General features: G+C 59.0%; 25 protein-coding genes and 1 pseudogene. 22 read left to right on the plus strand and 4 right to left on the minus strand.

Translation table 11 applies throughout. The features are described 5' to 3' along the window. Positions 1–131: 131 nt before the first annotated feature. Positions 132–1,367: an NO-inducible flavohemoprotein gene (hmpA, locus tag IDH41_RS06665; protein ID WP_190859405.1), complete on the minus strand. Its 1,236-nt coding sequence runs from the start codon at positions 1,365–1,367 to the stop codon at positions 132–134. A 228-nt stretch (positions 1,368–1,595) separates the two neighbouring features. Between hmpA and IDH41_RS06670 the strand changes: the two genes are divergently transcribed. From IDH41_RS06670 to IDH41_RS06750, 17 genes and pseudogenes are all read left to right on the plus strand, one after another. Continuing rightward, complete coding sequence (locus IDH41_RS06670; RefSeq protein WP_190859406.1) at positions 1,596–2,516, plus strand: LysR family transcriptional regulator; 921 nt, start codon at positions 1,596–1,598, stop codon at positions 2,514–2,516. Positions 2,517–2,882: 366 nt separating this feature from the next. After that, a complete protein-coding gene (locus IDH41_RS06675) occupies positions 2,883–4,628 on the plus strand; it encodes an ABC transporter ATP-binding protein (protein WP_190859407.1) in 1,746 nt (581 codons plus the stop codon). Positions 4,629–4,650: 22 nt separating this feature from the next. After that, positions 4,651–6,672 (plus strand): ABC transporter ATP-binding protein, encoded by a 2,022-nt coding sequence (locus IDH41_RS06680; RefSeq protein WP_190859408.1) that lies wholly within the window; start codon positions 4,651–4,653, stop codon positions 6,670–6,672. A gap of 622 nt (positions 6,673–7,294) precedes the next feature. Further along, positions 7,295–7,651, plus strand: a complete 357-nt coding sequence (locus IDH41_RS06685; RefSeq protein WP_190859409.1) for an MmcQ/YjbR family DNA-binding protein — start codon at positions 7,295–7,297, stop codon at positions 7,649–7,651. 15 nt (positions 7,652–7,666) lie between these two features. Further along, entirely contained in the window at positions 7,667–7,858 is a 192-nt protein-coding gene (locus IDH41_RS06690; RefSeq protein WP_190859411.1) for a hypothetical protein, read from the plus strand. A 235-nt stretch (positions 7,859–8,093) separates the two neighbouring features. Continuing rightward, positions 8,094–8,315: pseudogene (locus IDH41_RS06695) on the plus strand (GNAT family N-acetyltransferase); the annotation flags it as partial. Between the two features lie 17 nt (positions 8,316–8,332). After that, on the plus strand, positions 8,333–8,821 hold the full coding sequence (locus IDH41_RS06700) for an NUDIX domain-containing protein (RefSeq protein ID WP_190859415.1): 489 nt from the start codon (positions 8,333–8,335) through the stop codon (positions 8,819–8,821). 22 nt (positions 8,822–8,843) lie between these two features. Next, positions 8,844–9,278 carry an NUDIX domain-containing protein gene (locus IDH41_RS06705; protein WP_190859417.1) on the plus strand — a complete coding sequence of 145 codons (435 nt, stop codon included), beginning with the start codon at positions 8,844–8,846 and terminating at the stop codon, positions 9,276–9,278. Between the two features lie 217 nt (positions 9,279–9,495). Continuing rightward, positions 9,496–9,942, plus strand: coding sequence for a GNAT family N-acetyltransferase (locus IDH41_RS06710; RefSeq protein ID WP_190859419.1), 447 nt, complete (start codon positions 9,496–9,498; stop codon positions 9,940–9,942). Between the two features lie 18 nt (positions 9,943–9,960). Beyond that, the gene (locus tag IDH41_RS06715) at positions 9,961–10,350 is read left to right on the plus strand and encodes a VOC family protein (RefSeq protein WP_190859421.1); all 390 of its coding nucleotides are present in this window, start codon (positions 9,961–9,963) and stop codon (positions 10,348–10,350) included. 31 nt (positions 10,351–10,381) lie between these two features. Beyond that, on the plus strand, positions 10,382–10,792 hold the full coding sequence (locus IDH41_RS06720; RefSeq protein WP_190859423.1) for a GNAT family N-acetyltransferase: 411 nt from the start codon (positions 10,382–10,384) through the stop codon (positions 10,790–10,792). Between the two features lie 39 nt (positions 10,793–10,831). Further along, on the plus strand, positions 10,832–11,377 hold the full coding sequence (locus tag IDH41_RS06725; RefSeq protein WP_190859424.1) for a GrpB family protein: 546 nt from the start codon (positions 10,832–10,834) through the stop codon (positions 11,375–11,377). 48 nt (positions 11,378–11,425) lie between these two features. Then, entirely contained in the window at positions 11,426–12,235 is an 810-nt protein-coding gene (locus tag IDH41_RS06730) for a hypothetical protein (protein WP_190859426.1), read from the plus strand. 15 nt (positions 12,236–12,250) lie between these two features. After that, positions 12,251–12,796, plus strand: coding sequence for a histidine phosphatase family protein (locus IDH41_RS06735; RefSeq protein WP_190859428.1), 546 nt, complete (start codon positions 12,251–12,253; stop codon positions 12,794–12,796). 107 nt (positions 12,797–12,903) lie between these two features. Beyond that, on the plus strand, positions 12,904–13,689 hold the full coding sequence (locus IDH41_RS06740; RefSeq protein WP_190859430.1) for a phosphotransferase: 786 nt from the start codon (positions 12,904–12,906) through the stop codon (positions 13,687–13,689). Between the two features lie 144 nt (positions 13,690–13,833). After that, a complete protein-coding gene (locus IDH41_RS06745; RefSeq protein WP_190859432.1) occupies positions 13,834–14,184 on the plus strand; it encodes a MerR family transcriptional regulator in 351 nt (116 codons plus the stop codon). Then, positions 14,177–14,629 (plus strand): SRPBCC family protein, encoded by a 453-nt coding sequence (locus tag IDH41_RS06750; RefSeq protein ID WP_190859434.1) that lies wholly within the window; start codon positions 14,177–14,179, stop codon positions 14,627–14,629. Before IDH41_RS06745 ends, IDH41_RS06750 begins: the two co-directional genes overlap by 8 nt. A 46-nt stretch (positions 14,630–14,675) precedes the next feature. On the opposite strand, the gene IDH41_RS06755 is transcribed toward IDH41_RS06750, so the two are convergent. Further along, complete coding sequence (locus IDH41_RS06755) at positions 14,676–14,825, minus strand: hypothetical protein (RefSeq protein WP_190859436.1); 150 nt, start codon at positions 14,823–14,825, stop codon at positions 14,676–14,678. Positions 14,826–14,997: 172 nt separating this feature from the next. Between IDH41_RS06755 and IDH41_RS06760 the strand changes: the two genes are divergently transcribed. From IDH41_RS06760 to IDH41_RS06770, 3 genes are all read left to right on the plus strand, one after another. Then, on the plus strand, positions 14,998–15,843 hold the full coding sequence (locus IDH41_RS06760) for a hypothetical protein (RefSeq protein WP_190859438.1): 846 nt from the start codon (positions 14,998–15,000) through the stop codon (positions 15,841–15,843). A 293-nt stretch (positions 15,844–16,136) separates the two neighbouring features. Next, the gene (locus tag IDH41_RS06765; protein ID WP_223829498.1) at positions 16,137–16,616 is read left to right on the plus strand and encodes a MarR family winged helix-turn-helix transcriptional regulator; all 480 of its coding nucleotides are present in this window, start codon (positions 16,137–16,139) and stop codon (positions 16,614–16,616) included. Next, the gene (locus IDH41_RS06770) at positions 16,594–19,794 is read left to right on the plus strand and encodes an MMPL/RND family transporter (protein ID WP_190859440.1); all 3,201 of its coding nucleotides are present in this window, start codon (positions 16,594–16,596) and stop codon (positions 19,792–19,794) included. The genes IDH41_RS06765 and IDH41_RS06770 overlap by 23 nt, the downstream gene beginning before the upstream one ends. Positions 19,795–20,479: 685 nt before the next feature. Here the strand turns inward: IDH41_RS06770 and IDH41_RS06775 are convergent. Both IDH41_RS06775 and IDH41_RS06780 read right to left on the minus strand, forming a co-directional pair. Further along, complete coding sequence (locus IDH41_RS06775) at positions 20,480–22,348, minus strand: ABC transporter ATP-binding protein (RefSeq protein ID WP_190859442.1); 1,869 nt, start codon at positions 22,346–22,348, stop codon at positions 20,480–20,482. After that, positions 22,348–22,956, minus strand: coding sequence for a PadR family transcriptional regulator (locus IDH41_RS06780; RefSeq protein WP_190859444.1), 609 nt, complete (start codon positions 22,954–22,956; stop codon positions 22,348–22,350). The genes IDH41_RS06775 and IDH41_RS06780 overlap by 1 nt, the downstream gene beginning before the upstream one ends. A gap of 376 nt (positions 22,957–23,332) precedes the next feature. Here IDH41_RS06780 and IDH41_RS06785 point away from each other — a divergent pair, with 376 nt between their 5' ends. Next, the gene (locus IDH41_RS06785) at positions 23,333–24,391 is read left to right on the plus strand and encodes an asparaginase (RefSeq protein ID WP_190859446.1); all 1,059 of its coding nucleotides are present in this window, start codon (positions 23,333–23,335) and stop codon (positions 24,389–24,391) included. Positions 24,392–24,445: 54 nt separating this feature from the next. Then, complete coding sequence (bcp, locus tag IDH41_RS06790) at positions 24,446–24,919, plus strand: thioredoxin-dependent thiol peroxidase (RefSeq protein ID WP_190859448.1); 474 nt, start codon at positions 24,446–24,448, stop codon at positions 24,917–24,919. Positions 24,920–24,950 lie beyond the last annotated feature (31 nt).

A 24,950-nucleotide genomic window follows, 5' to 3' on the forward strand; every position in this document is an offset into this window, starting at 1 on the left:
AAGGACGATCGTTAACGGACGGCTGCTGCGGGCGCAGGCCAAGGACGATCGTTAACGGACGGCTGCTGGGGGCGCAGGTCAAGGACGGTCGTTAACGAATGACTGCTGCGGGAGCGCGCGAAGGAGAAGCGCTACCGGACGGCGGAAGCGGTCTCGAGGCTCGCGGCAGGGCCGAAAAATTCGAAGTGGACGTCCGATTCCGGAATGCCCCATTCCCGCAGTGCCCGGCGTACCGTCCGCATGAACGGAAGCGGACCGCAGAAGTAGTAGCCGGCGTCCGGCTGCGCGATCACGGACTTCAGCCATGGCAGGTCGACGTAGCCTTCCTTGTGGAACGACTGCCGCTCGCGATCCGCGGCGGTCGGCTGCCCGTAGCAGTAATAGACGGACAGCTGCGGCTGCTTGCCCGCCAGCTCGTCGACCTGCCGCTTCATCGCATGCACGCCGCCGTTCTGCGCGGCGTGGATGAAGGTGACCGGGCGGTGAGGGTGCTTCTCCGCCAGCGCGTTCAGCATGCTGACCATCGGCGTGAGCCCGACGCCGCCGCTGATGAGCACGACGGGACGATCGTCCGTTCGGTTCAGCACGAAGTCGCCCGCCGGGGCGGATAGGCGAATGACGCTTCCTTCTCCGGCATACTCTTGCAAATAGGTCGAAACTTTGCCGGCGGGGCGATCCTGCGCGGCGTCTTCGCGTTTCACGGAAATGCGGTAATACGGCTTGCCCGGCGAATCGGACAGGCTGTACTGGCGGATATGCGTATGAGAATCGCCCGGAATATCGATCTTCACGCTGACGTATTGGCCCGGCTCGAAGCCCGCGATCGCGCCGCCGTCCTCCGGCACGAGATAGAAGGAGGTAATAACGTCGCTCTCCCGCACCTTCCGCCCGATTCGGAACGCGCGGAAGCCTTCCCAGCCGCCGGCCTGCGCATGCGCCCGGTCGTACATCTCGGCTTCCACGCCGATGAAGGCGTCGGCAATGATGCCGTAGGCTTCGGCCCACGCATTCAGGATGTCCTCCGTCGCGGCGTCGCCCAGTACCTCCTTGATCGCCTTCAGCAAATACGTGCCGACGATCGGATAATGCTCGGGCTTCACGCCGAGGCTGCGATGCTTGTGCGCGATTTGCTTCACGGCGGGGAGGATGGCCGCCAAGTTCTCGATGTGCAAGGCGGCGGCATAAACGGCATTGGCCAGAGCGGTCTGCTGCCGGCCCTGCTTCTGATTGGCGTGGTTAAAAATATGAAGCAGCTCCGGATGAGCGCCGAACAACAGCTCGTAGAACCGTTTCGTAATCGCTACGCCGTGGACCTCCAGTACGGGTACGGTAGATTTAATGATTTGCACCGATTGTTCGCTTAACATGATGAATCCCTCCTGCTAGGTTGATCTGGAATAAGCCCAGTATAGCCCGCCTCCGGGAGGCGGTTTGTGATTGCGATCACAGCAAACCGCAACGATTTGTGACGGAACGAACCCGTTAATCGGCGGGCAATGGCGTCGACACGTTTATTATGTGCTAGACTATATATAAACAAGGATGTATGTTAAACCTAAATATTCATATCTATAAATGTATGAGGAGGGATTGGCATGGAGCTGCTGCAGCTGCAGTATTTTCGGACGGTTGCGAGGAAGGAGCATATGACGAGGGCGGCGGAGGAGCTGCGGATCGCCCAGCCCGCGCTCAGCAAGACGATCTCCAGGCTGGAGGAGGATCTCGGCGTACCGTTGTTCGACCGCGAGGGAAGGCAGATCCGCCTGAACGCGTTCGGGAAAGCGTTCCTGCGCAAGGTGGAGACGGCGCTGACCGCGCTCGAAGAAGGGCGGAAGGAGGTGCGGGAGATGTCGGGCCTCGACCAAGGCAGCATTCACCTTGCGACCTCGACGCTCGACTTGCTGACGGAGCCTCTCGCCGAGTTTGTATCCGCGCATCCGAAAGTCAGCTTCCGGATTACGCAGGCGTCCGCTGGCGAGATGGAGGAGCTGCTGGCGTCCGGCGAGGTCGACATATGCTTTACGCCGCTGCCCCTCGAAGGGCCTGGCTTCAAATCGGCGCAGGTGCTGAACGAGGACGTGTTCCTGGCGGTTCCCCCCGGGCACCGGCTGGCGGGCCGCGAGAGCGTGGCGCTCGCGGAAGTGGCGAACGATCCGTTCATCGGCTACAAGGAAGGCATGCTGTTCCAGCCGATGAACGACGCGTTCATGCGGAAGGCGGGCATCTCGCCGAAGTTCGTCTGCCGCGTCGACGAGCCGTCGGCGATCAGCAGGCTCGTGCAGGCCGGGCTTGGCGTCGCGCTGGTCGGGGGCTGCGGCAGGGTCGCGGGAACGCCGCTCACGCTGCTGCCGATCTCCGCTCCGGCCTGCGGGCGGAGCTTTCAGGTCGTCTGGCACGAGAAGCGATATTTATCCGTGGCGGTGCAGCAATTCCGCGATTTTATCGTCCAATATTTCGGCAAGCGAAGAAATTCCGGGGCGAAAACGGAGGGCAAGAAAGCCGAATTGGCCGGCTGAAACGGGTATTGACAGCAATTTCTTCAGATGGTAAAGTGACTAATAGATTTTATCGAGAGGAGGATTACGTTCCATGAGAAACGTTACGCATTTGAATTCGATTGTCGTCATCATGAATCATCGTTTGGACATGAATAACGTAATCCATCCGCGCGTCAATACTCTGGCATAAGGGTCATTCCCTTCATTGCGAGGCGCATGGTTACGTGACCGTAATCATGCGCCTTTTCCATGTATTCGAGGCCTGCCCGCGCTGCCCGCGCGCCATGCTTCGAAAGCGGAAGAAGCGTGTCGTTACGGCGGCGCGCTTCTTTTTTATGGGAAAATTGGGGCTTGGATGGATAACGGAAGGTGTGGTAGATAAGCATGTTTAGCGTACTAAAAAAATTAAGCTGGTTTTTCAAAATGAATTGGAAACGGTATACGGTCGCGATAACGCTCCTGATCCTGACGGGCTTTATCGACGTCATCCCGCCATGGCTGATCGGGTATACGATCGACGGCATCCATCAAGGGCTGCTGGGCCAAGCGGAATTCAACCGCGTCCTGTACGGCTGGATCGCGCTGACCGTCGTCGGCTACCTGATCACGTACGTCTGGCATTATAAGCTGTTCGGCGGGGCGTTCGTGCTGGAGAAGCTGCTTCGCTCGCGCTTGATGGGGCACTTTCTGCGGATGACGCCGACGTTCTATGAGCGGAACCGGACGGGCGATCTGATGGCGCGCTCGACGAACGATCTCGGCGCGGTGGCGACGACGGCCGGCTTCGGCATTCTGACGCTGGTCGACTCGACCTTGTTCATGATCACGATCCTGATCGTCATGGCCGGCGCGATCAGCGTGAAGCTTACGCTTGCCGCGCTGCTTCCGCTGCCGCTCATGGCGCTGGCTATGAAGCATTACGGCAAGAAGATCCACGAGCGGTTCACGGACGCGCAGGACGCGTTCGGCGAGCTGAACGACCAGGTGCTCGAATCGGTGTCCGGCGTTCGGGTCATCCGCGCGTTCGTGCAGGAGGAGGCGAGCGAAGCCCGGTTCGGCGCGAAGACAAACGAGGTGCTCGGCAAAAATATCGCGGTCGCCCGAATCGACGCCTTGTTCGAACCTACGATGAAAATTCTCGTCGGCACAAGCTACCTGATCGGGCTGTGCTACGGCGGTTACCTGGTTTTCCATAACGAGATCACGCTCGGCGAGCTGGTATCGTTCAACGTGTTCCTCGGGATGCTGATCTGGCCGATGTTCGCGATCGGCGAGCTGATCAACATTATGCAGCGCGGCAACGCGTCGCTCGATCGGGTGAACGAAACGCTCGGCTACAAGCCGGACGTGGCGGACGCCGGCGCGTCCATTCCCGTCGATGAGCCGACGTCGCTGGCTTTCCGGAACGTCACGTTCCGGTATCCGTCGTCGGAGGTCGATAACTTGAAGGACGTCACCTTCACGCTCCGCCAAGGACAGACGCTCGGCATCGTCGGCCGGACCGGCAGCGGCAAGACGACGCTGCTGAAGCAGCTGCTGCGGGAATACCCGCTCGGCAGAGGCGAGATCCGCGTCTCGGACGTATCGCTCGGCAACGTGAAGATCGACGAGCTGCTCGGCTGGATCGGCTACGTGCCGCAGCAGCCGATCCTGTTCTCGAAGACGATTCGCGAGAACATCTTCTTCGGGCTGAAGGAGGGCGGCGAGGACGACCTGCAGCGGGCGCTGGAACGCGCTTCGTTCGCGAAGGACATCAAGTTTCTGCCGGACGGCCTCGATACGATGGTCGGCGAGCGGGGCGTCGCGCTGTCCGGCGGGCAGAAGCAGCGGGTCAGCATCGCGCGCGCGCTGATCGCCGACCCGGACATTCTGCTGCTGGACGACGCGCTGTCCGCGGTGGACGGCAAGACGGAGGCCGAGATTATCGAGGGTATCCGCACGGAGCGCGCCGGCAAGACGACGCTGATCACGACGCACCGGTTGTCCGCCGTGCAGCATGCCGACTGGATCGTCGTGCTCGACGAGGGCCGGATCGTGCAGGAAGGCACGCACGAGCAGCTGCTCGAGAAGGGCGGCTGGTATCGCGAGCAATACGACCGCCAGCAATTGGAAGCGATCATTGAAACGTAATTAACGAAAGGCGTGAAGAACAATGGGCAACACGGGAAAAAGATTGTTTCAATACGCCATGCTTTATAAAAAAACGATTCTGCTCGCGCTGCTGCTGCTCGTGCTGGCCGTAAGCGCGGAGCTTGCGGGACCGCTGATCGCCAAGCGCATGATCGATCAGAACATTCTCGGCATCGAGAAGAAGTGGCATGAGGTCGGGCAGGAGATGCCTTATGCGGTTTTTTATAAAGACAAATGGTATAAGCGCGAGGACCACTTCGCCTCTGCGGAGGAGAAGGGCAAGGAGGTTCGCGTGCTGCAGGTCGGGCGCAAGTTCTACTGGCTGGACGAAGCGCTGCGGGACGAGAACGGCACGCGCCGGGTTGAGGGAACGGCGTTAACGGTGACGAGCAAGGAGACGGGAGCAAGCGAGTCATACCCGGTTACGCAGCTGACGAACAAGGAGCTGTACGCCTTCTACGAGCCGGAGTTTCCGGCGCTGCTGAGGCTGGCCGCGATGTACTTCGGCTTCCTGCTGCTCGTCGCGGCGTTCAGCTACGGCCAGCGGCTCATGCTGCAGACGTCGGCGAACCGGATCGTGCGCAAGCTGCGAACCGATATTTTCGCCCATACGCAGCGGCTGCCGGTCAATTACTACGACAATTTGTCGGCGGGGCAGGTCGTCTCGCGGATTACGAACGACACGGAGGCGATCCGCGAGCTGTTCGTCGGGGTGCTGGCCAACTTTTTTACGGGCATCATCTACATGGCGGCGATCTTCGGGGCGCTGTTCCTTCTGGACTCGCGCCTCGCGCTGATCGCGCTGCCGCTCGTGCCGATTCTGATCGTCTGGATCATCGTCTACCGCCGCTTCGCGGCGCGATATAACCGGATTATCCGCGCGAAGTTGAGCGAGATTAACGGCATGCTGAACGAATCGATCCAAGGCATGACGATCATCCAGGCGTTCCGCCGCCAGAAGGAGACGACGAAGGAATTCGAGGCGCTGAACGAACATTACTATACGTATCAGAACAAGCTGCTCAGCCTGAACTCGATCACTTCGCACAACCTCGTGAACGTCGTGCGGAACGTGCTGTTCCTCATCGTCATCTGGATGTTCTGGGGCGACGCGCTCGGCACGGCCGTATCGGTCGGGGTGCTGTACGCGTTCGTGGACTATATGAACCGCATGTTCGCGCCGATCGTCGGCATCGTGAACCAGCTGTCGAACCTCGAGACGGCGAGGGTATCCGCCGAGCGGGTGTTCAAGCTGATGGACGAGGAAGGCATCGATGTCGTCTCCGGCAAGATGGAGCGGTACAAGGGCGACGTTCGTTTCGAGGACGTGTCGTTCGCATACAAGAAGGAGGAATACGTGCTGAAGCACATTTCCTTCCACGCCCGCCAAGGCGAGACCGTCGCGCTCGTCGGGCATACCGGCTCGGGCAAAAGCTCGATTCTGAACCTGCTGTTCCGCTTCTACGATACGAACGAAGGGAGCATCGTCGTCGACGGGAAGGACGTGCGCGACATTCCGAAGCAGCTGCTGCGCCAGCATATGGGCATCGTGCTGCAGGATCCGTTCCTGTTCACCGGTACGATCGCCTCGAACATCAGCCTCGATAACCCTGCGATCAGCCGGGAGAAGATCGAGCAGGCGCTCCGCGACGTCGGCGCGTACGACATGTTCAGCCAATTGCCGGGCGGCATTGACGCTCCCGTCATCGAGAAGGGCAGCACGCTGTCCGCCGGGCAGCGGCAGCTTATCTCGTTCGCGCGGGCGCTCGCCTACGACCCGGCGATCCTCATTCTCGACGAGGCGACGGCGAGCATCGACACGGAGACGGAGGCGATCATTCAGGCGGCGCTCGACGTGCTGAAGAAGGGGCGCACGACGTTCGTCATCGCGCACCGCCTGTCGACGATCCGCAGCGCGGACCAGATTCTCGTGCTGGACCGCGGCGTCATCGTCGAGCGGGGCAATCACGACGAGCTCATGGAGCAGCGCGGCAAGTATTACGCGATGTACCAGCTGCAGCTCGGCTCGGCTTTGCCGGCTTAATAAGCTTTTGCGAGAGGGGCAGCGCCCGTTCTTCATGAATGCATGGGGAGCGGGCGCTGCCTTTTGTGCGGGTCGGCGGTGGGGATGGGGGCACCTTCTCACCGCCTATCAAGTGGCAGCGCGTCAGCATGGCTAGCCAAGCAAAAAAGGCTGCGATTGTGCAGCCTTTGCGCCATCGATGAGGTGGCCGGACGAAATGCCTGCGTTTGTGCTGGCATTTCGGGACGTGTGCCCCTTTTTGTACTTGCCGAACGAGAAAAGATGCACATTCGCAGGCATTTGCTTCGCAGCCGTTATAAGAGCTGCCCAAAAACTGCACATTTGCAGGAATCGGCAAGAGTCACTGCGGAGATCCGCTTTTGTATTTTCCATATTTTGAAAAGATGGTATGATGAGGAGACTAGGCTGGAAGCGGTTAAACGGGGCGAGGGGGACTGAAGATGAAGGTGCTGGTCGTTTCCTACAAGGAGTCGAGGTACCTGATCCATGGGCACCAGCATTTGAACGAAATCATCCGAACAAGGATGCGAAAATCGTCAACGCGTTCGTCTACTGTATGTTGGAGATATAACCCGCTCTCCGCTGCAGGGCAGCGCCATAATCCGAAGGAGGAAAATCAGCGATGGAACACAACCGGTTTGAAGCGTTTCGGCGGATGGCTTTGTCCTTCCCCGGCGTCGTGGAAGCGGTGTCGTACGGGACGCCGTCCTTTAAGCTGAAGGATAAGCAGCTCGCCCGTTTTCACGAGGACGGGGTATCGCTCGTTCTGAAGATGGACATGGAGACGCGCGATTTTGTCCTTCAGGCCGAACCGGTCGTTTATTCGATGCCGGACCACTACAAGAAGTACCCGTACGTGCTGGTGAAGCTGGCCGAGGCCGACATGGACGAGCTGAAGGGCCACTTCCTCAGAAGCTGGCGGGCGAACGCGCCGAAGAAGCTGCTGAGGGAGCATGAAGGGACGTTAGAGCGGGAATAGAAGGGGGATAGCGACATGGACAAGTACCCGATCGTTCATCCGGCCAAACCATCCGATTATGAAGCCGTAGCCAAGCTGGTCACGGAGCTTCATGCCCGACATGTCGCGGCAAGGCCGGATATTTACGCGCCGGATCCGTGTCCGCTTGGCCCTGCCTACTATAGCAAGCTGCTTGGGGATCCGAAATCGAAGGTGTTTGTTGCATAAGAAAGCGGCGCGGGCGCGGTTGCGGCTTAAGCGATCATTCGAATCAACAAGACTCCGACCCGCCGGATCATTAAAATATAAGTATTTATACGTTTTGCACTTATAAAATCGCTTATATTTCATCGTGAAACGAGCTTATGCCGCCAAAGGATGGCACCGAACCGAGCTGCGCTAGATGCAGCTAGCGGTTCGTGCGTAGCGTCAGCCGTTTACACTTGGACCGAGGACGTATCTCCACATCGACGATTTTTGCGTGGAGCGCTCGCAGAGAGGACAAGGCGTTGCAAAGCGGTTAATGGGCTATGTGCTTGAATACGCAAAGAAAATATCCGCCTCGTGCGTCGAACTGGAGGTATCCGAATTCAACGAAGAAGCGATTGCCTTCTACGAGGCGCTTGGCATGAAGACGCGGAGCTGGCGGATGGAGCTGATGCTGGAGCCGCCGAAGCAACCGTAATCGAGGAGGTGCGCGTGATGGCGCATGTAAGAATCAGATGCACGGGATTGATTGTCGAAAATGACGCTGTCCTGCTCATCGAATATGACGATAACGGCATACATTACAATTTGCCCGGCGGGGGATTGGAGCCGGGAGAGACGATCGCGGAAGGCGTCGCCCGAGAAGTATGGGAGGAGACGGCGGCGGAGGTGGATGTCGGCCCGCTTGCCTTAATCTATGAATTCACCCCTCACAAGCAGTCGGGCGACTACGGGATCGACGAGCAGCATTCGCTTCATTTGATTTTCGAATGCGCGTTAAAAGAAAACGCGGTGCCGCGGCTGCCCGATCGGCCCGACCCCAATCAGTCGGCGGTGAAGTGGATTCCCGTCGCGGAGCTGGACGAGATTTTGCTTATCCCTAATATGAAGGATCAGATCAAGCAGTATTTGGAGAATAGGACAAGCATGCCTTTAATCGAAGATTACCGGCTGGAGCGGCTTGCGGTCGCGGGCAAGGAATAGGCAGCCGGAAGGGGGGAGCGGCATGAAGAAGGGGCAGGATGCCTCCGGCATCGCCGTCATCGACGGCTTGGGCCGGGTGCTGCTTGTTCATCAGACGTACGGGAAAAGGAGCTGGGCGCTGCCCGGCGGCATGGTGGAGGAAGGCGAGTCGGCTTGGGATGCGGCGCTGAGGGAGCTTAAGGAAGAGGCCGGCATAAGCGCGGTGGGCATGGAGCTGTCCGGGTTATATTTTCAACCGCACAAAAATCGTTACATCTATACGTTCAAATCGTTCGCTTACGAAGGCGACATCGCGGTCGATCAGGACGAGATCGACGAGTACGGTTTTTTTGACGTTGCGGACTTGCCGAGGCCGATCTCGAGCTTTACGGTCGAGCGAATAAAGGACGCTCTTGCGGGCGGAGGCAGGACGGTTTTTAGAGAGGAGCGGCTCGCGGCGTACGAAGTGCTGTATTAGTTTAAAAATTTGAGATTAGACGTGACCGGAACGGTTCGGATGGCGGTCTAATTTCAGTATTTGAGCTTAGTTGGCGATTTTCGGGGGGAACTGGCGCGAGTCGGGATGAATGCGCTCAAAATTTGAAATTATACGCGAATCGGAGAGGTTTGCCGAGGGTTTTATTTCATTTTTGAAACTCCGGGAAAAAAGGACAAGAAAGCTGGTGAGCCTATCGATGAGTACGATAAGCAGAATCGTCCGGGAAGACGAATTGGAGGAGCTGCTGCTCCTTTACAAGCATTTGCAGCCGGACGATCCCGAGCTGGAACGAAACGACGCTCTGCATGCCCATTGGCGGGAGATGCTGGGCGATCCGGCCATAAGCGTCATCGTGATCGAGCATGACGGCTTCCTTGTCGCTTCTTGCGTTCTCGTCATCATCAAAAACTTGACCAGAAGCGCGAAGCCGTACGGATTGATCGAGAACGTCGTCACGCACGAGGCGCATAGAAGGCAAGGCTTCGGCCGGAGAGCGCTCGAACACGCGATTGCGCTGTCGCAAGAGCATAATTGCTACAAGCTGATGCTCATGACGGGCTCCGTCAGGGAAGAAGTTCATCGGTTCTACGAAAGCGTCGGATTTGAGAAGGGCAAAAAAACGGGCTTTATTATCCAAATGTGAAGAGAGGGCGTCGATCTCATGAGCGGCAATCTGTTGGAAAAGCTGGAACATATGCAAATTCCCGTAAAAAACTTGGACGAGTCCGCGGCCTGGTACGTGGAGAATCTCGGGTTTACGCTGCAGGGCAAGTCGGACGAGCATCGCCACGCTTTCTTGACCTTGCCCGACGGTCCGATGCTTATGCTGTGGGAAACGAAGGACGCGACCGACGCGAACTTTACGGTTAACGGCCAGACGATGCCCGTGCTGCTGTACAACACGAAGCAGATCCGCAAGCTGCACGAGAAGCTGACCGGCCTTCAGGCGGACATTACCTTTTTCCAGGATGAAGGCTTCGGCTGGGTGCTGAAGTTCATCGATTTGAACGGAAATATGTGGGGCGTTATTCAGTTGAAGGAGAAGGGATAAACAGCCGCGGGTTCGGTGGGAGGATGAACGCATGGAACTGAAGTTTAACGACTATCTGATAAGCACCGACAAAGCGCTTCTGCATCGCGAGACCGTCCGTCAATTGCTCGGCAATACGTATTGGGCTAACAAAAGACCGGCGGAAAAAATCGATAAATCCATAGAAACCTCGCTATGCTACGGCGTGTACCACGGGAAAAGCCAAATCGGGTTTGCCCGGATTATTACGGACTGGGCGACAACTTATTGGTTATGCGACGTTGTGATTGACGACACCTACAGAGGCCGGGGGATAGGCAAGAAGCTTGTCGAAATCATCACGCAAAGCGATGAGCTCAAAGGGTTGTCCGGTTTTCTGGGAACGGCGGATGCGCACGGACTTTATGAACGATATGGATTTGCAAGGGATGCCGACAGATTCATGGTGAGAAGACCGAAATGAAGGCCGTACGATTGAAATGGGAGAAAGGAGCGGACGGCAGTGAATTGGCAATGGACAATTGCAAAGCATGACCCGGATTGGAAAAGCTTGTTCCTCGGCATCGGCACGGGATTAAGAGAGGCGCTGGGCGAGCTGGCCGTCCGAATCGACCATGTCGGCTCCACCTCGGTGCCCGGCTTGGATGCGAAGCCGATCGTCGACATCCAGATTTCCGTTATGGACGACGAGGACTTGGCCGCCTACAAGGCAAAGATCGAAGGCCTTGGATTCCAATGGCGGAGCGACAATCCGGACCGGACCAAAAAATATTTTCGCGAAACGCCGGGCAGCCGGAGAACGCATATCCACGTGCGGCGAGCGGGCAGCTTCTCGGAGCAACTGACGCTGCTTTTCCGGGATTATTTGCGCGCTCACCCGGCGGATTGCTTGAATTATGCCGCGGAGAAGCACCGGTTATTCGAACTGTACCGGCATGACCGGCCGAAGTACGTAGAGGGCAAAGGGCCCGTCGTGTGGGAGATACTGCGGAGGGCGCACGGCTGGTCGCAAGAGACGGGCTGGAAGCCCGGGAGATCGGATGCGTGAGAGGAGATCAACATCGTTAACAAGCGGTAAGCAAGGGGGAGTCATGCGATGTGCACGAGCTTTGCGGTCCATCGGGACCGGACATTCATCGGCATGAATTTCGATATTTCGGATCGGCCCATCAAACTGGCGCTGCGGGGCGAGGATCAGCTTCTTGTGCTTCAGGGGGAGAACGGGAACGACTATCCAGCCTTCGGCATGAACGGCCGCGGGACCTTTATGAATTTGCAAATGGTCGATCCGAAGAAAGAAGGACTGTACAGGCGCGGCAAAAACTGCGTGCATATGATGCGGCTGTTCGAGGACGTGCTGTCGGGGAGGCTGGAGCCGACTGCTCTGCAATCGTATTTGGACGGCAAAACGATTACGAACGTGCCCGGTTACAGCGTGCACAGCCTGATCGCCGGGAAGGGCCGGCATTCGGTTGTCGTAGAGCCGGGCAGGGGAAGCGTGGAGCCGGACGAGGCGGGCCGCGACTTTGTGGTGCTGACGAATTTTTCGCTATCGAATCGTAAAGACCGGACTTTTACGGATGTTCAAGGAGCCGGAAGCGACCGGTATACGAAGGCATACGAGTCGCTTTCCGCGCACAAGGAATCGTTTACGACGGAGAGGGGCTTCGCTCTGCTTCAAGAAACGGTTCAGCGCGAAGGGGAATACCCCACCCAGCTATCCCTTGTGTTTATTCCGGAGGAGGGCACCGTATATTTCGCCCTGCGAGCCGATTTTACGAAAATTTACTCGTTTTCTTTCGAGACCAACCAAATCCGGACGGCAAAGGGGTTTGCAAGCCCGAAGCAATTGGCCTTAACGAAAAAAGGCGTATCCGTATCGGAGCTTCAGAGCTGGATGGCATAAGAAGGGGGCAGATGCATGAAGAAGATCTATCTGATCAGACATTGCAAGGCGGAAGGCCAAGAGCCGGAAGCCGCGTTGACCAAGGAAGGCGAGGAGCAGGCCGAACGTCTGGCGGACTTGCTGTCGGAGACGGAGGAACCTATCGAGCTCGTCGTTACGAGCCCGTACGCGCGCGCGATCGCTTCGATCAAGCCTTATTGCGCTAGGCGGCATTTGGGCTGGAGCGTTGATGAAAGGTTGAAGGAAAGGGTGCTGAGCACGGCCGATCTTCCGGATTGGATGGAGCGGTTGAAGCATACGTACGAGGATATGGACGCCGTCTATGAAGGCGGCGAATCGTCGAGGGAAGCGATGGCCAGAGGCACGGCGGTCGTGGAGGAGATCATGGCCGGACCGCAATCGTGTGCCGCAGTCGTGACGCATGGCGCGTTGATGTCGTTGATCATTCGATCGGTCGACCCGGCGTTCGGCTTCGAGGAGTGGAGCACGCTCAGCAATCCCGATGTTTACGCACTTAGCGTGCAGGACGGGAGGCGCGAGATCAAGCGTGTCTGGAAGTAGGGGCGGTGAGCCGGAAAGGGATGATCGAGGTCAAGGCTATTGGGTTGCTGAACACCTTTATTGCGAATTAAAAAACGCTCCCATTAAGGGGAAAGGAGCCATGCACGATGAAATTAGGGGCATGCGTCGGAAGAGGGAAGACGGCGGACGTGTTCGAATGGGGACGTGCCGAGGTGGTGAAGCTGTTCCATGACCGCAGTGAAGCCGCTCGCGAAGCGAAGAACGCGGAAGTTATCGATACGCTGGGCGTACGGGCGCCGAAATGCTCGGGGCTGATCGAAGCGGAGGGGCGGTTAGGCATCCGCTATGAGCGAGTGAACGGCATGTCTCTGCTCAGGCACATGGAAGGGACGAGGGAGAGCATGATCCAAAGCGCCAAAATCATGGCGGAGGTTCAATTCGAGCTCCACGGCGTGAAGGTATGGCATCTTGCCAATCTGAAAACGGATTTTTATCGCCGGGTCCGGCAATCGGGACATCTCTCGGAGTGGCAAAAGGAGCAGGTCCTCGCGATACTCGATGCGCTTCCGGAGGGGCATGCGCTCTGCCATTACGATTTGCATCCGGATAATATTTTGCTGACGGGGGACGGCCCCGTCGTCATTGATTGGATGAACGTGCTGACCGGGCATCCGGCCGCCGACGTCGCAAGAACGTCCATGATGCTGCAGTCGCATGCCGTGCCTCCGGATGCGCCGAACTGGCTCGTCGACCGGGAGCTGAGGCTGCTGCTCCATCGGCAATACGTGGACGAGTACGCCGCTTTGAGCGGCATCGGCCCGGAGGAGTTCGAACGCTGGAAGGTGCCCACGCTTGCCGTCAGGCTGGATGAACTGGCGGATGGCGAGCGGGATGAAATCCGCAAGCTGCTGGAAGATGCGCTGCCTGCGTAATGGCGGCTGAAGCCCGAGATGGCTTCGGCTGCCGTTTTTTTATGGGCGAAAATGGCATAATAATGAGGCGGCCGCGACGCGATCCGATGCTTGACCGCGTGGTGCGCCACCTTGTTTATAATGGTGCCGGAGGGGGGAGGGCCTATGTACCGCATCGGCGAGTTTGCCTCGATGACCGAGCTGACCAAAGAGACGTTAAGGTACTACGCCGATATTAAGCTTCTGGAGCCCGTATACGTCGATCCCGTGAACCAATATAAATACTATGACAACGGTTCGTATTTGATGGCGCGGCTGCTGTTCTATCTGCGCAGGTTCGGGTTTACGATCAGGGAAATGAAGGATTTCGTGGAGAAGCGTTCCTTGGACGACCTGGAGGATATTTTGCAGGAGAAGAAGAGGAAGCTGTACAAGCAGGTTGAGGAGATTACCGCAGTTATTCAAGATATCGATGCTTTCATAGACAATGGAAACGGAGTGGGGCGCAATGATTAAATGGCACAAGGAAATTAAAATTCCGGCCAATATCGAGACCGTTTGGAGGCTGTTCGACCTGGACCGGATTCAGCGCATTATGCCGAACGTGATTGCGCATGAACCGATCGAGCTGAAGGAGGGCGTCGTCGGCTCGACGTACAGGCAGACGTACAAGGAAGGCAAACGAACGGAAACGTATATCGTAACGGATATCGAATACGAGAATACCGACCGGAAGAAGCATAAGCGGATCGAATTCGTACTGGGCAAAGCGTTTAAAATCCAGGCGGGCTTCACGTTGATCAAAGAGGATGAGAATCTGACAACCTTCATTTATACCGGCCAGAACGAGGGAATCAATTTTCTCGGCCGGTCTCTGCTGAAGCTGGGCGGATCGAAAAACAACGACAAAGTCGTCGACGATTTCGTCGAACTCGTGCGCAGCGAAGCGGCGAAAGGCTAGCGCGGACGAGCGGGGCTGCCGGGCATGCGTCCCGGCAGCTCCGTCGTCATGGCCGCGGCTGATCGTCGCTTGCTTGCTCCGGCGCCGAATCGGCCGGCTGCTCCTGCTTGATATATTCGTCCTGATCGCTTCCCCATACGTAATCGTAATTCGTGATGTCCGGCTTGTAGCCGGTTTTGTCGTTGTCGTTGCTCATTTCCGGTCCGCCTCCTTTTTCTTCGGTATGTGGTCAGTATGCGGCAGCGCGCGGGAAATATGCATAACCGGCGCATTCAGGCAACTTTCAGCCCGCGTTAAAGGAAGATTAAGCCTGGACGGTTATGATGATCTTGCAACAACAAAATCGAAACCGAAAGGCGGAACATCTCATGATGAAACCGAAAGCCATCTTGGCAGGCACGATCGCCCTAACTCTTACGCTCGGAGGCGGCGGCTTGTATGCCAGCCAGTACGCAAGCGCCGCAACGAACGATGCCGCGGCCGCGAAGACGGAAGCGGGAGACGTGCAGAAGGAGCGAGCCGGCAAGCGGGGCGGCTTCGGCCACGGGTTTGGCCAAGTCGAGGAGCAGCTGCTCGCGTACTTAGGTCTTGAAGAAGCGGCGCTTCGGACGAAGCTGGAGACGATGACGCTGGCCGAGGTGGCGGCGGAGCAAGGGAAAACGCGCGAGGAGCTGCAAGCTAAGCTCGTGGAGTGGCTGGAGGCGGCGCAGCAGCCGGAAGCGCCGGTCGATGCAGACGCCGCGGCCGCCGACAAGCCGGAGAAGCCGGCCGCGGCCGCGATTGCGGAGAAGCTGCTGGACGCCAAGGGCTTCGGCTTCGGCAAGCATGGCGGAGGCGGCATGGGCGGCAAAGGCGGCTTCGGCGGCAGCCTCGACGCCGTCGCGGGGGCGCTTGGCCTGACGGCGGACGAGCTGAGGACGGAGCTGACGGAAGGCAAGACGATCGCAGCCGTAGCCGAGGCGAAGGGCGTTGCCGTACAGACGGTCATTGACGCGATCGTGAGCGAGCGCAAGGCGAAGCTGGACGAAGAGCTTGCGGCCGGCACGATCACGCAGGAGCAGTACGACGAGAAGCTTGCGGCCGTATCGGAGCATGCGGCGGGCCGCGTGAACGGCACGCTTCCGGCGCGCGGCAAAGGCGGGAAAGGTCCGCGCGGCGCGGCGCCTGAAGACGCGGCAGCGGATGAATCCGCTGCGGAGGACGCAACGGCTTAATCGTTAGCGCAAAATAGGAAGGGGCTTTCTCAAGCGACCTCTCGGTCGCTTAGGGAAAGCCCCTTTGTTGCATTTTCTGCAACGGAAACCTCGATTAGTTCGAGGCCGCTGATTACCATGATGCCGTAACGGTTCTCGAACCAATCGCGTTTTTGTCAACCGTTCACGAGAAGTTCACAAACGAAAATCTAGGCAGGAGCGGCCCTTTCTGATATAGTTCTATTATCAAACTATTCTACAGTAGAATCAATTTGTCCAACAATGGAGCAGGGCACGCACAAGGAGGCATCGACATGGACATGGATAGGGCGCTTCTCAAACAAATCATCGAGCGGTACGAGGCGGCCAACTTTGTGGTCAACCGGCGGATGAACGCGATGATTCGCGAGCTGATGCCGGATGAGCTGACGGTCGACCAATTCAGCACGCTTCGATATTTGCGGTCCAGCGGAAAGAGCACGTCTTCCGAGCTGGCCGATATTTTTTGCGTAGGCAGGAGCTCCGTTACCGCAATCATCAACCGCCTCTTCGACAAGAAGCTGATCGAGCGGATTCCGGACGACAAGGACCGCCGCGTCACTTACTTGAAGCTGACGGAAGAAGGCATACAGATGAGCGACGCGATGGAGGAGAAGATCCAGACGCTGATCGCGAAATTTATTACGCATTTTGACGAGCAAGAGGCGCTATGCTTTATCGAGACGTTCGAGAAGCTTGCTCGGCGAATGATGCAGGGAGAGGAGAAGCAGGATGAGGATCGTACTGAAGTTTAAATGGCTGGTGCTGGCGCTGTGGGTGGCGGCCGCCGCCGGTCTTATGATCGGCGCGCCGGCCATGGAGGAGCTTGTCCGGACCAAGGGGCAAATCGCCGTGCCGGATGGCTATTCGTCGACCGTCGCGAGCGACCTGGAGCAGGCGATCGGCCAAGGCGGCGAAGCCGGCGGCATGCCGACGGTGCTTGTCTTCCATAAGGAGGGCGGGTTATCCGAGTCCGATCTGTCCGAGGTGAAGGGCGGCATCGAGAAGCTGAAAAGCGAGGGCGAGTCGATCGGAGTCGTCTCCGTTACCTCCCACTTCGATACCGAAGAGCTGAAGGAGCAGATGGTGTCCGAGGACGGCAGCACGGTTCTGGCGCTCGTGAACGTCGAAGCGGGGGACCGCGAGCTGAAGGAGCTGAGCGACGGGCTGTACGATGCGATTGCCGATGTGGGGATCGAGCATTACTATACCGGCAACTGGCTCATTTCGGAAGACGTCGTCCAAAGCTCGCAGGAAGGGCTGAAGAAGACCGAATTCATCACGCTCGGCTTCATTCTCGTTATTTTGTTCGTCGTATTCCGCTCGGCCGTGGCGCCGATCGTGCCGCTCATCGCGGTCGGCTTCACTTACTTGGTGTCGCAGTCGGTCGTCGCGTATCTGGTCGAGTATTTCGACTTCCCGCTTTCGAACTTTACGCAAATCTTCCTGGTGGCCGTGCTGTTCGGCATCGGGACGGATTATTGCATCCTGCTGATCAGCCGCTTCAAGGAAGAGCTGGCTCACCGCGGCGACAAGACGGAAGCGATCATCCATACGTACCGCACGGCGGGCAAAACGGTGCTGTTCTCCGGGCTCGCGGTGCTGGTCGGCTTCGCGTCGATCGGCTTCTCGACCTTCGTGCTGTACCGCTCGGCGGTTGCGGTGGCCGTCGGGGTGGCGGTGCTGCTGATCGCGCTCTTCACGATCGTGCCGTTCTTCATGGCGGCGCTCGGCAAGACGCTGTTCTGGCCGTCGAAGGGCTCGCTTGAGCATAAGCCGAGCCGCCTGTGGGGAGCGGTGGGCAAGTTCTCGCTGAAGCGTCCGGTATGGGCGCTCCTGATTTTGGCGGTGCTGATCGTGCCGTTCCTGACCGCGTACAAAGGCACGATCTCCTTCAACTCGCTGGACGAGATCGGCGACAAGTATAATTCGGTCAAGGCGTTCAATATTATTTCCGACGGCTTCGGCCCCGGCGATTCGCTGCCGACGACGGTCATCGTGAAGTCGGATAAGCCGATGGATACGCCGGAAGGCTTGGGGGCGCTGGAGCAGGTCAGCCGCGAGCTGGCGAAGACGGACGGCGTGAAGGCGGTCCGCAGCGCGACCCGGCCGACCGGAGAAGCGATGGATGAGTTCCTCGTCTCCGACCAGGTCGTCACGCTCGAGGACGGACTCGGCCAGAGCACGGACGGTCTCGGCAAGATCGGCGACGGCCTCGCGGAAGCGAGCGCCGCGCTGAACGAGAACGCACCGAAGCTGAATGAGGCGGTCGACGGCGCGGGGCAGCTCGTCGACGGCACGAACGAGCTGAAGGCCGGCATCGTCCAGCTCGGAGACGGACTGAAGCAAATTCAGCAAGGGCTGCTGGACGGCTCGGCAGGCGCTGGCGAGCTGAGCGAGGGGCTGGAGCAGGCGCAGGCGAGCGCGGAACAGCTTGCGGCCGCGAGCAATCAGCTGCTCGGCAGCTACGAGCAGCTGGGCGGCGGACTCGGCCAGCTGACGGGCGCGTACGAGGCGATTGCGTCGGAGCAGGCAAAGCTGGCGGAAGGGCTATCGGGCGTGGAGCAAGGACTGAGCGGCTTGCAGGAGAGCTATCCGGAGCTGCGGGATGACGCGTCCTTCCAGCAGGCGCTGGGCGCGCTGGCGCAGCTGCAGCAGGGAGCGGCCGGCATCGGCGCCCAGATGGCGCAGCTGAACGGGCAGCTGGCCGGCGTATCGGCCGGCATGACGCAGGCGAACGCGGGCTTCGCGCAAGCGGCGGGCGGCCAGTCGGCGCTGGCATCCGGCCTCGGCAAGCTGGCGGCGGGCATCGCGGAGCTGCAGAGCGGCATCGCGCAGGCCGCGGCGGGCCAAGGGCAGATCGTATCGAAGCTGCCGGGCGTCGCGCAGGGCTTCGATCAGCTGTCGAGCGGCCAGCAGGAGCTGCAGGCCGGCTTCGCCGCCCTGAACGACCAGCTCGGCGAGCTGACGAACGGGCTGGATCAAAGCGTGGACGGCCTTCATCAGGTAACGGAAGGGTTGTCGTCTGCGGGGGGTTACTTGAACGGCCTGGCCGAATCCCCGAACAAGCAAATGACGGGCTGGTACATTCCCGAAGAAGCGATTGCGGACGAACAATTCCAAACCGCGCTTAACGTCTACATGTCGGAGGACCGGAAGACGGCGAAATTCGACGTCGTGTTCGGCGGCAATCCGTACGCGGAGGAAACGATGGGCGAGATTGACGGACTGGAGGCAGCGGCGCAGCGCGCTCTTCAAGGGACGAACTTCAGCGGGTCGCAGGTGGCGATCGGCGGAGTGACGAGCATAAACAACGACCTGAGCAACATCTCGGAAGCGGACTACTCGCGCACGGTCGTGCTCATGCTGATCGGCATCGCGATCATCCTCATCCTTCTGTTCCGCTCGATCGTCATGCCGATCTACCTGATCGCCTCGCTGCTCGTCACATTCTACACGTCGATGGCGATCACGGAAGTCATTTTCGTGCGCATGCTTGGCCTCTCGGGCGTAAGCTGGGCGGTGCCGTTCTTCGGCTTCGTCATGCTGGTCGCCCTCGGCATCGACTACAGCATTTTCTTGATGGACCGGTTCAAGGAATACCGCCATCATCTGTCGCCGCAGGAAGCGATTCTGGAAGCGATGAAGAACATGGGCACGGTCATCATGTCGGCGGCGGTCATTCTCGGCGGCACGTTCGCGGCGATGCTTCCTTCGGGCGTCATGTCGCTGCTGCAAATCGCGACGATCGTCCTGTGCGGCCTTTTCATGTACGCGCTGCTCATGCTGCCGCTGTTCATCCCGGTCATGGTCCGCACGTTCGGGCCGGCGAACTGGTGGCCGTTCATGGGACGGCCGGATTCCGCGGAACCAAGCGGCGCTCATGCGCACCGCCTGCATGGCAATCAAGTTTCGCACGATACGCATATTTAGAAAAATAACCCCGGCATAGGCTGCCGTGCAGCCTATGCCGGGGTTTTCGTCTGGTTACGAGTGCCGTCATCGCCGTCATGCCCATGCATGCGTCGCGCCGACGCCTCCATGCATGCGTCGCGCCGACACCTCCATGCATTCATCTCGTCAACGCCCTTATTGAATGGCGAATGGCAAACCTGCTAAAGTGCAGGCATTTGCGTTCAATTGCGGGCGGGTTAAGGGAATGCCGGCAAAAGTGCAGGCATTTCCGGCACATAGGCGGGTCACCTGCTGCTTAGGCGCGAATAAAGATGCACATTTGCAGGAATGCACGGGTACCAGCGTATTCGCTATTAGATAGATGCACAATTGCAGGCATTTTAACGTAACTTGCCGTTACTTGCATGCCGCTGCTTACCGCTGCTTACCGCCTCTTACCATACTTGCCGTTACTAATCGTTACTTACCGCCTCTTGCCGTTACTTGCATGCCGCTACTTACCGCTATTTACGCCACTTGCCGCTACTAATCGTGATGCCAGGCGTCCGGCCGCACCTAACGTTAGCCCGACAGCGGCGGCGAGGTCTTCAAAGCATGCTCGACCGCCGCGAAGAGTGCCGCTTGCCTCGCAACGGGATAACGGCGGCTGCCCGGGAAACATGGCCGCCGGGGCCGCCGCCCGAGGCCGTCGCCGAGCCCAAGGCTACCGTCCACGCTCGCTGCGGCGCGGAGCCGCGGACATTTCGTCCGGTCCGTCCGCCGCCTCCTTCTGCGGGAACTGCAGCTCGTAGAGCTGGGCGTATTTGCCCTGCTGCCGGAGCAGCGATTGATGCGTGCCGGATTCGATAATTTCGCCTTTGTCGAGCACATAGATGCGGTCGGCCTTCTGAATCGTGGACAGCCGGTGCGCGATGACGAGACAGGTGCGGCCCTCGAGCAAATAAGCGAGCGCGTCCTGGATGGATTTCTCCGATTCCGTGTCGAGCGAGGAGGTCGCTTCGTCCAGTATGATGAGGCGCGGGTTTTTCAATATCGCGCGGGCGATGGAGATGCGCTGCTTCTGCCCCCCGGACAGCTTCACGCCTCGCTCGCCGATCGGAGAGTCGTACCCTTGCGGGAACGACATAATGAAGTCGTGCGCGCTTGCCGCGCGGGCGGCGAAGACAACCTCCTCGTCCGTGGCATCCGGCTTGCCGTATACGATATTTTCACGGATTGTACCGTTCAAGAGCACGATATCCTGCGAGACAATGCCCATATTTCCGCGGAGCGACTTCAGCGTCACGCCGGTCAGCCGCTTGCCGTCGATGGAAACGGTGCCCTCCTGCGGGTCGTAGAACCGCGTCATCAGATGCGTGATCGTCGACTTGCCGGCGCCGGAGGAGCCGACGATGGCGGTAATCCGCCCCGCCTCGATCTCGAAATCGAAGTTCCGCAGCACCGGCAAGCCGCCGTGGTAAGCGAAGCCGACGTTATGGAAGGACACCCGTCCCTTAACGTCCGTCAGCTCTATCGCGTCCGGCGCGTCGGTTACCTGCGGCCGCGTGCCCAAAATATCGACGATCCGCTCGTAAGCGGCGGCCGACTGCTGGATCGTGTTGATCGTGCGGCTGAACCGGCGGATCGGGTTTTGCAGCAGCCGCAAATACGCCATGAACGCGACGATCGTGCCGATCGTCATTTTGCCGTCCATCGTATGCATCGCGCCGACGATCAGAACGGCGGCCAATCCGAGAAATAGCATGAAGTCGATGAAGGGCTCGAAGGATGCACGGATTTTGACCGCGTTCAGGTTGGCGTCCATATTGGTCCGGCTGCGGACCGCGAAGCGATCCGCCTCGAACGCTTCGTTCGAGAAGGACTTGATCAGCCGGATCGAGGATAACGTATCCTGCAGATGGCTGCTCACCTCGGCGACCGTCTCCTGCACTTTCTTGAAGGCGGCGCGCATTCTTTTGCCGAAGAAGTGGGTCGTCGCGATCATGACGGGGAACGTCAGAAGGACGATGAGCGTAAGCTGCCAATTAATCCACAGCATATAAGCCGCGACGGCGACGAAGGTGAACCAGTCGGTAACGAGCGACATCATGCCGGAAGACACGAGCTGCTGCAGCATGTTGACGTCGTTCGTCACCCGCGACATCAGATCCCCGGTCCTGTTGCGGTCGAAAAATTCGATATCCAGCTTCTGAATATGGCGGTACATCTCGCTCCGGATATCGTAGACGGCGCGCTGGCCGACCGACGCCATCAGCATGCTGCTCAGAAAATGGAAGACGCCGAGCAGGACCGCCGTGCCGAGGACGCCGGCGCCGATCCAAACCAATGCGCCGTAGCGTTTGTCCGGAATGATGACGTCGATCGTATATTGGGATAGCCTCGGAATGGCAAATTCGAGCAGCGAGACGGCGATCATGCAGAAGAACGCCGCCGCCAGCAGCAGCCAATGAGACCGCACGTGAAAAAACATCCGCTTGTACATCGCCCATATGCTGCCGGACTTCGGCTTCGCGGCAGGCTGCCCGTAGCGGCGGGCGCCCGGAGCGCCGGGCGAGAAGGTCGCTTTGGCCATTACCCGCTCACTCCTTCCGGCGCGGCGGAACCGGGGCCGCCTGCCGCCAGAAGACGGCGGATTTGCTGCTGCTGGTCGCCCAGAAGGCGCTTCAGCCGGTCCGACAGCTCCTTGCTGGCGGACGTCTCGCGCTCCGCCCGCGTCACGAGCTGCACAAGCTCGATCGCTTCCTGCGACAGCCCGAGCTTCCTGCGGATCTTCTCGTAGCGGAACGCCTCCGCCTCAGGCGACGGGAGGCCGCCAGCGGCCGGATCGCGTCCCGATCTGTCCGGCAGGATCGTCAGAGCGGAGCGGCCTTGGTCCGTGATGGCATACGTTTTCTTGCCGCCGTCTTCCTCCCGCGAAGAGACGAAGCCCTGTTCCTCGAGCGTCTGGAGCGCCGGATAGATCGAGCCTGCGCTTGCCACGTAGAGGCCGCCCGAACGTTCCTCGAGCGCCTTCATCATCTGATAGCCGTGCATCGGCTCGCCTTCCAGCAGCCGGAGCAGGGCGATCTTCACGCCGCCGCGGCCGAAATACCGCTTCCCGCTGCCTCGTCTGCCGTCTGCGGAGGCGTCCGTTCTGTTATTTAGCTGATCCGTCTGCTCTTCCGTCGGTCCATTCGTCATAGGCAATCACCTCTTTTGTCTCGAATACGATATATCGTAATTATAAATTAACGATATATCGTATTGCAATCATCTTTTTGTTAAGTGCGCTAACTCGGGCGGGAACGGGCTGGCGAGCGGGGTGAGCTCTTCTAAAGCATTGACAATGATAATTATTATTATTTACCTTGCATAAAAATAATTGCCGTTCACCGGAAGCGAGGCAGCCGGAATGGTCCGACCCGGCCGCTCTTCCGTATTAACCCGTGCGGGGAGGGCAACCCTGAATAGAGCGAGCGGCCCTTGACCGGGCTGCTTCCTCGCATTTACGATAAGGATATTCCTATAGATCCGTTTGCGGCGGCAAGATTCGGGAAGAAAGGCAGAGTGCGGATTCGTGAAGCAGCTTTTAATTCTATTTACCGGCGGTACGATCGGCAGCAGAAAGCAAGGAGCAGGCATCGACGTAAACGAGTCGGGCTCCTACGCGCTGATCGACGCCTACGACGAGAGCGCCATGCGGCGGGACGATATCGTTCTGCATACGGCGCAGCCATTGAATTTATTGAGCGAAAATATTACGCCCGCCGATTACCGGACGCTGGCGGCGGCCATCCGGGACGTCGACCGGTCCAAGTACGACGGCGTGATCGTCACCCACGGCTCGGACACGCTCGCTTACGGCGCCGCGATGGTCAGCTATTTGTTCGCGGATACGCGGATGCCGATCGTGCTGACGGCGAGCAACTATCCCATAGCCGACGAGCGGAGCAACGGCCTGCGCAACTTCGCGAACGCGATCGATTACGCGGCGGACGAAGAGTTGCCCGGCGTATTTGCCGTCTACGAGAACGATCTCGGCGAGCCGCTCGTTTATTTGGGGACGAGAATGACGCAGGCGGTGTCGTTCACCGATCAATTCGGCAGCCCGTACGGCGTGCCATACGGGATGATGAAGGACCGCCGGTTCGAATGGCGGGACCATCCCGGCAATCCGAGTCCGGCGTCGCTTAGCCGGCGGCCGCCCGCCCAGCCGGATTGGAAGCCGGACACGCTGCGCATCGACGACGGCATCGTATACATAAAGCCTTACCCGGGGTTGAACTATTCGTATTACGACTTCTCGGCCCGCCGGCCGAAGGCGGTGCTGCACGATCTGCATCACTCGGGCACCGCGTGCGCGGCGCCGGACGGCCCGTATTCGCTTCCGCGGTTCATCGAGCGCTGCCGCTCGCTCGGCATCGACTTCTACATTTGCCCGGTCAGGGATCGAACGGACGCGCTGTATTCGTCCTCGCTCCGGCTGATCGAGGCGGGTGCCATCGTCATCGAGAAGATGTCGGCGGAGGCGGCCCTGATGAAGCTTATGCTGGCGCTCGGCTTGCATGACGATGCGGAGAAAGCGCGGCGGTTCGTTACGGGCGGAGCGCTGTTCTACGAAACCAACGAGGCTTAAAGCTGCAAGACGCCGTTCATTAATCCAATCGAATAGGGAAAAGGGGAATTGACAATGGGACAAACACCGATTCGCGTAGGGGACAAAGTGCCGAATTTCAAGCTGCAGGCTTCGAACGGGAAGGATGTGCAACTGGCCGATTATGCCGGCAAGAAGCTGGTCGTTTATTTTTACCCGAAGGACATGACCCCGGGCTGCACGGCGGAATCGTGCGATTTTCGCGATTTTAACGGGGAGTTCGCCGCCCATAACGCGGAGGTCGTCGGGATAAGCCCCGACGATCTGGCGTCGCACGAGCAGTTCGTCGGCATGCATTCGCTGCCGTTCCTGCTGCTGTCCGACACGGACCATGCCGTCTCCGAGCTGTTCGGCGTATGGAAGCTTCGCAGCCGCGACGGCGCGGAATTTATGGGCATCGAGCGTTCCACGTTCCTGATCGACGAGAGGGGCGCGCTCGCCCGGGAGTGGCGCTCTGTCGACGTAGACGGCCACGTGAAGGAAGTGCTCGAAGCGGTGAAGAGCGTCTGACGGTCAAAAAAATAAAGGCTCGCCCGAGCGG

Origin of the sequence: Paenibacillus arenilitoris (genome assembly GCF_014705655.1) — a bacterium.
GTDB classification, from domain to species: domain Bacteria; phylum Bacillota; class Bacilli; order Paenibacillales; family Paenibacillaceae; genus Pristimantibacillus; species Pristimantibacillus arenilitoris.

What these genes read in the sequence shown, in the direction of transcription:
- IDH41_RS06735 (WP_190859428.1), top strand. Translation starts at nt 12,251, where the DNA reads ATGAAGAAGATCTATCTGATCAGACATTGCAAGGCGGAAGGCCAAGAG.
- IDH41_RS06690 (WP_190859411.1), top strand. Translation starts at nt 7,667, where the DNA reads ATGGACAAGTACCCGATCGTTCATCCGGCCAAACCATCCGATTATGAA.
- IDH41_RS06720 (WP_190859423.1), top strand. Translation starts at nt 10,382, where the DNA reads ATGGAACTGAAGTTTAACGACTATCTGATAAGCACCGACAAAGCGCTT.
- IDH41_RS06775 (WP_190859442.1), bottom strand. Translation starts at nt 22,348, where the DNA reads ATGGCCAAAGCGACCTTCTCGCCCGGCGCTCCGGGCGCCCGCCGCTAC.
- IDH41_RS06750 (WP_190859434.1), top strand. Translation starts at nt 14,177, where the DNA reads ATGATTAAATGGCACAAGGAAATTAAAATTCCGGCCAATATCGAGACC.
- bcp (WP_190859448.1), top strand. Translation starts at nt 24,446, where the DNA reads ATGGGACAAACACCGATTCGCGTAGGGGACAAAGTGCCGAATTTCAAG.
- IDH41_RS06765 (WP_223829498.1), top strand. Translation starts at nt 16,137, where the DNA reads ATGGACATGGATAGGGCGCTTCTCAAACAAATCATCGAGCGGTACGAG.
- IDH41_RS06700 (WP_190859415.1), top strand. Translation starts at nt 8,333, where the DNA reads ATGGCGCATGTAAGAATCAGATGCACGGGATTGATTGTCGAAAATGAC.
- IDH41_RS06670 (WP_190859406.1), top strand. Translation starts at nt 1,596, where the DNA reads ATGGAGCTGCTGCAGCTGCAGTATTTTCGGACGGTTGCGAGGAAGGAG.
- IDH41_RS06740 (WP_190859430.1), top strand. Translation starts at nt 12,904, where the DNA reads ATGAAATTAGGGGCATGCGTCGGAAGAGGGAAGACGGCGGACGTGTTC.
- IDH41_RS06715 (WP_190859421.1), top strand. Translation starts at nt 9,961, where the DNA reads ATGAGCGGCAATCTGTTGGAAAAGCTGGAACATATGCAAATTCCCGTA.
- IDH41_RS06745 (WP_190859432.1), top strand. Translation starts at nt 13,834, where the DNA reads ATGTACCGCATCGGCGAGTTTGCCTCGATGACCGAGCTGACCAAAGAG.
- IDH41_RS06760 (WP_190859438.1), top strand. Translation starts at nt 14,998, where the DNA reads ATGATGAAACCGAAAGCCATCTTGGCAGGCACGATCGCCCTAACTCTT.
- IDH41_RS06675 (WP_190859407.1), top strand. Translation starts at nt 2,883, where the DNA reads ATGTTTAGCGTACTAAAAAAATTAAGCTGGTTTTTCAAAATGAATTGG.
- IDH41_RS06685 (WP_190859409.1), top strand. Translation starts at nt 7,295, where the DNA reads ATGGAACACAACCGGTTTGAAGCGTTTCGGCGGATGGCTTTGTCCTTC.
- hmpA (WP_190859405.1), bottom strand. Translation starts at nt 1,367, where the DNA reads ATGTTAAGCGAACAATCGGTGCAAATCATTAAATCTACCGTACCCGTA.
- IDH41_RS06710 (WP_190859419.1), top strand. Translation starts at nt 9,496, where the DNA reads ATGAGTACGATAAGCAGAATCGTCCGGGAAGACGAATTGGAGGAGCTG.
- IDH41_RS06755 (WP_190859436.1), bottom strand. Translation starts at nt 14,825, where the DNA reads ATGAGCAACGACAACGACAAAACCGGCTACAAGCCGGACATCACGAAT.
- IDH41_RS06780 (WP_190859444.1), bottom strand. Translation starts at nt 22,956, where the DNA reads ATGACGAATGGACCGACGGAAGAGCAGACGGATCAGCTAAATAACAGA.
- IDH41_RS06770 (WP_190859440.1), top strand. Translation starts at nt 16,594, where the DNA reads ATGAGGATCGTACTGAAGTTTAAATGGCTGGTGCTGGCGCTGTGGGTG.
- IDH41_RS06705 (WP_190859417.1), top strand. Translation starts at nt 8,844, where the DNA reads ATGAAGAAGGGGCAGGATGCCTCCGGCATCGCCGTCATCGACGGCTTG.
- IDH41_RS06680 (WP_190859408.1), top strand. Translation starts at nt 4,651, where the DNA reads ATGGGCAACACGGGAAAAAGATTGTTTCAATACGCCATGCTTTATAAA.
- IDH41_RS06730 (WP_190859426.1), top strand. Translation starts at nt 11,426, where the DNA reads ATGTGCACGAGCTTTGCGGTCCATCGGGACCGGACATTCATCGGCATG.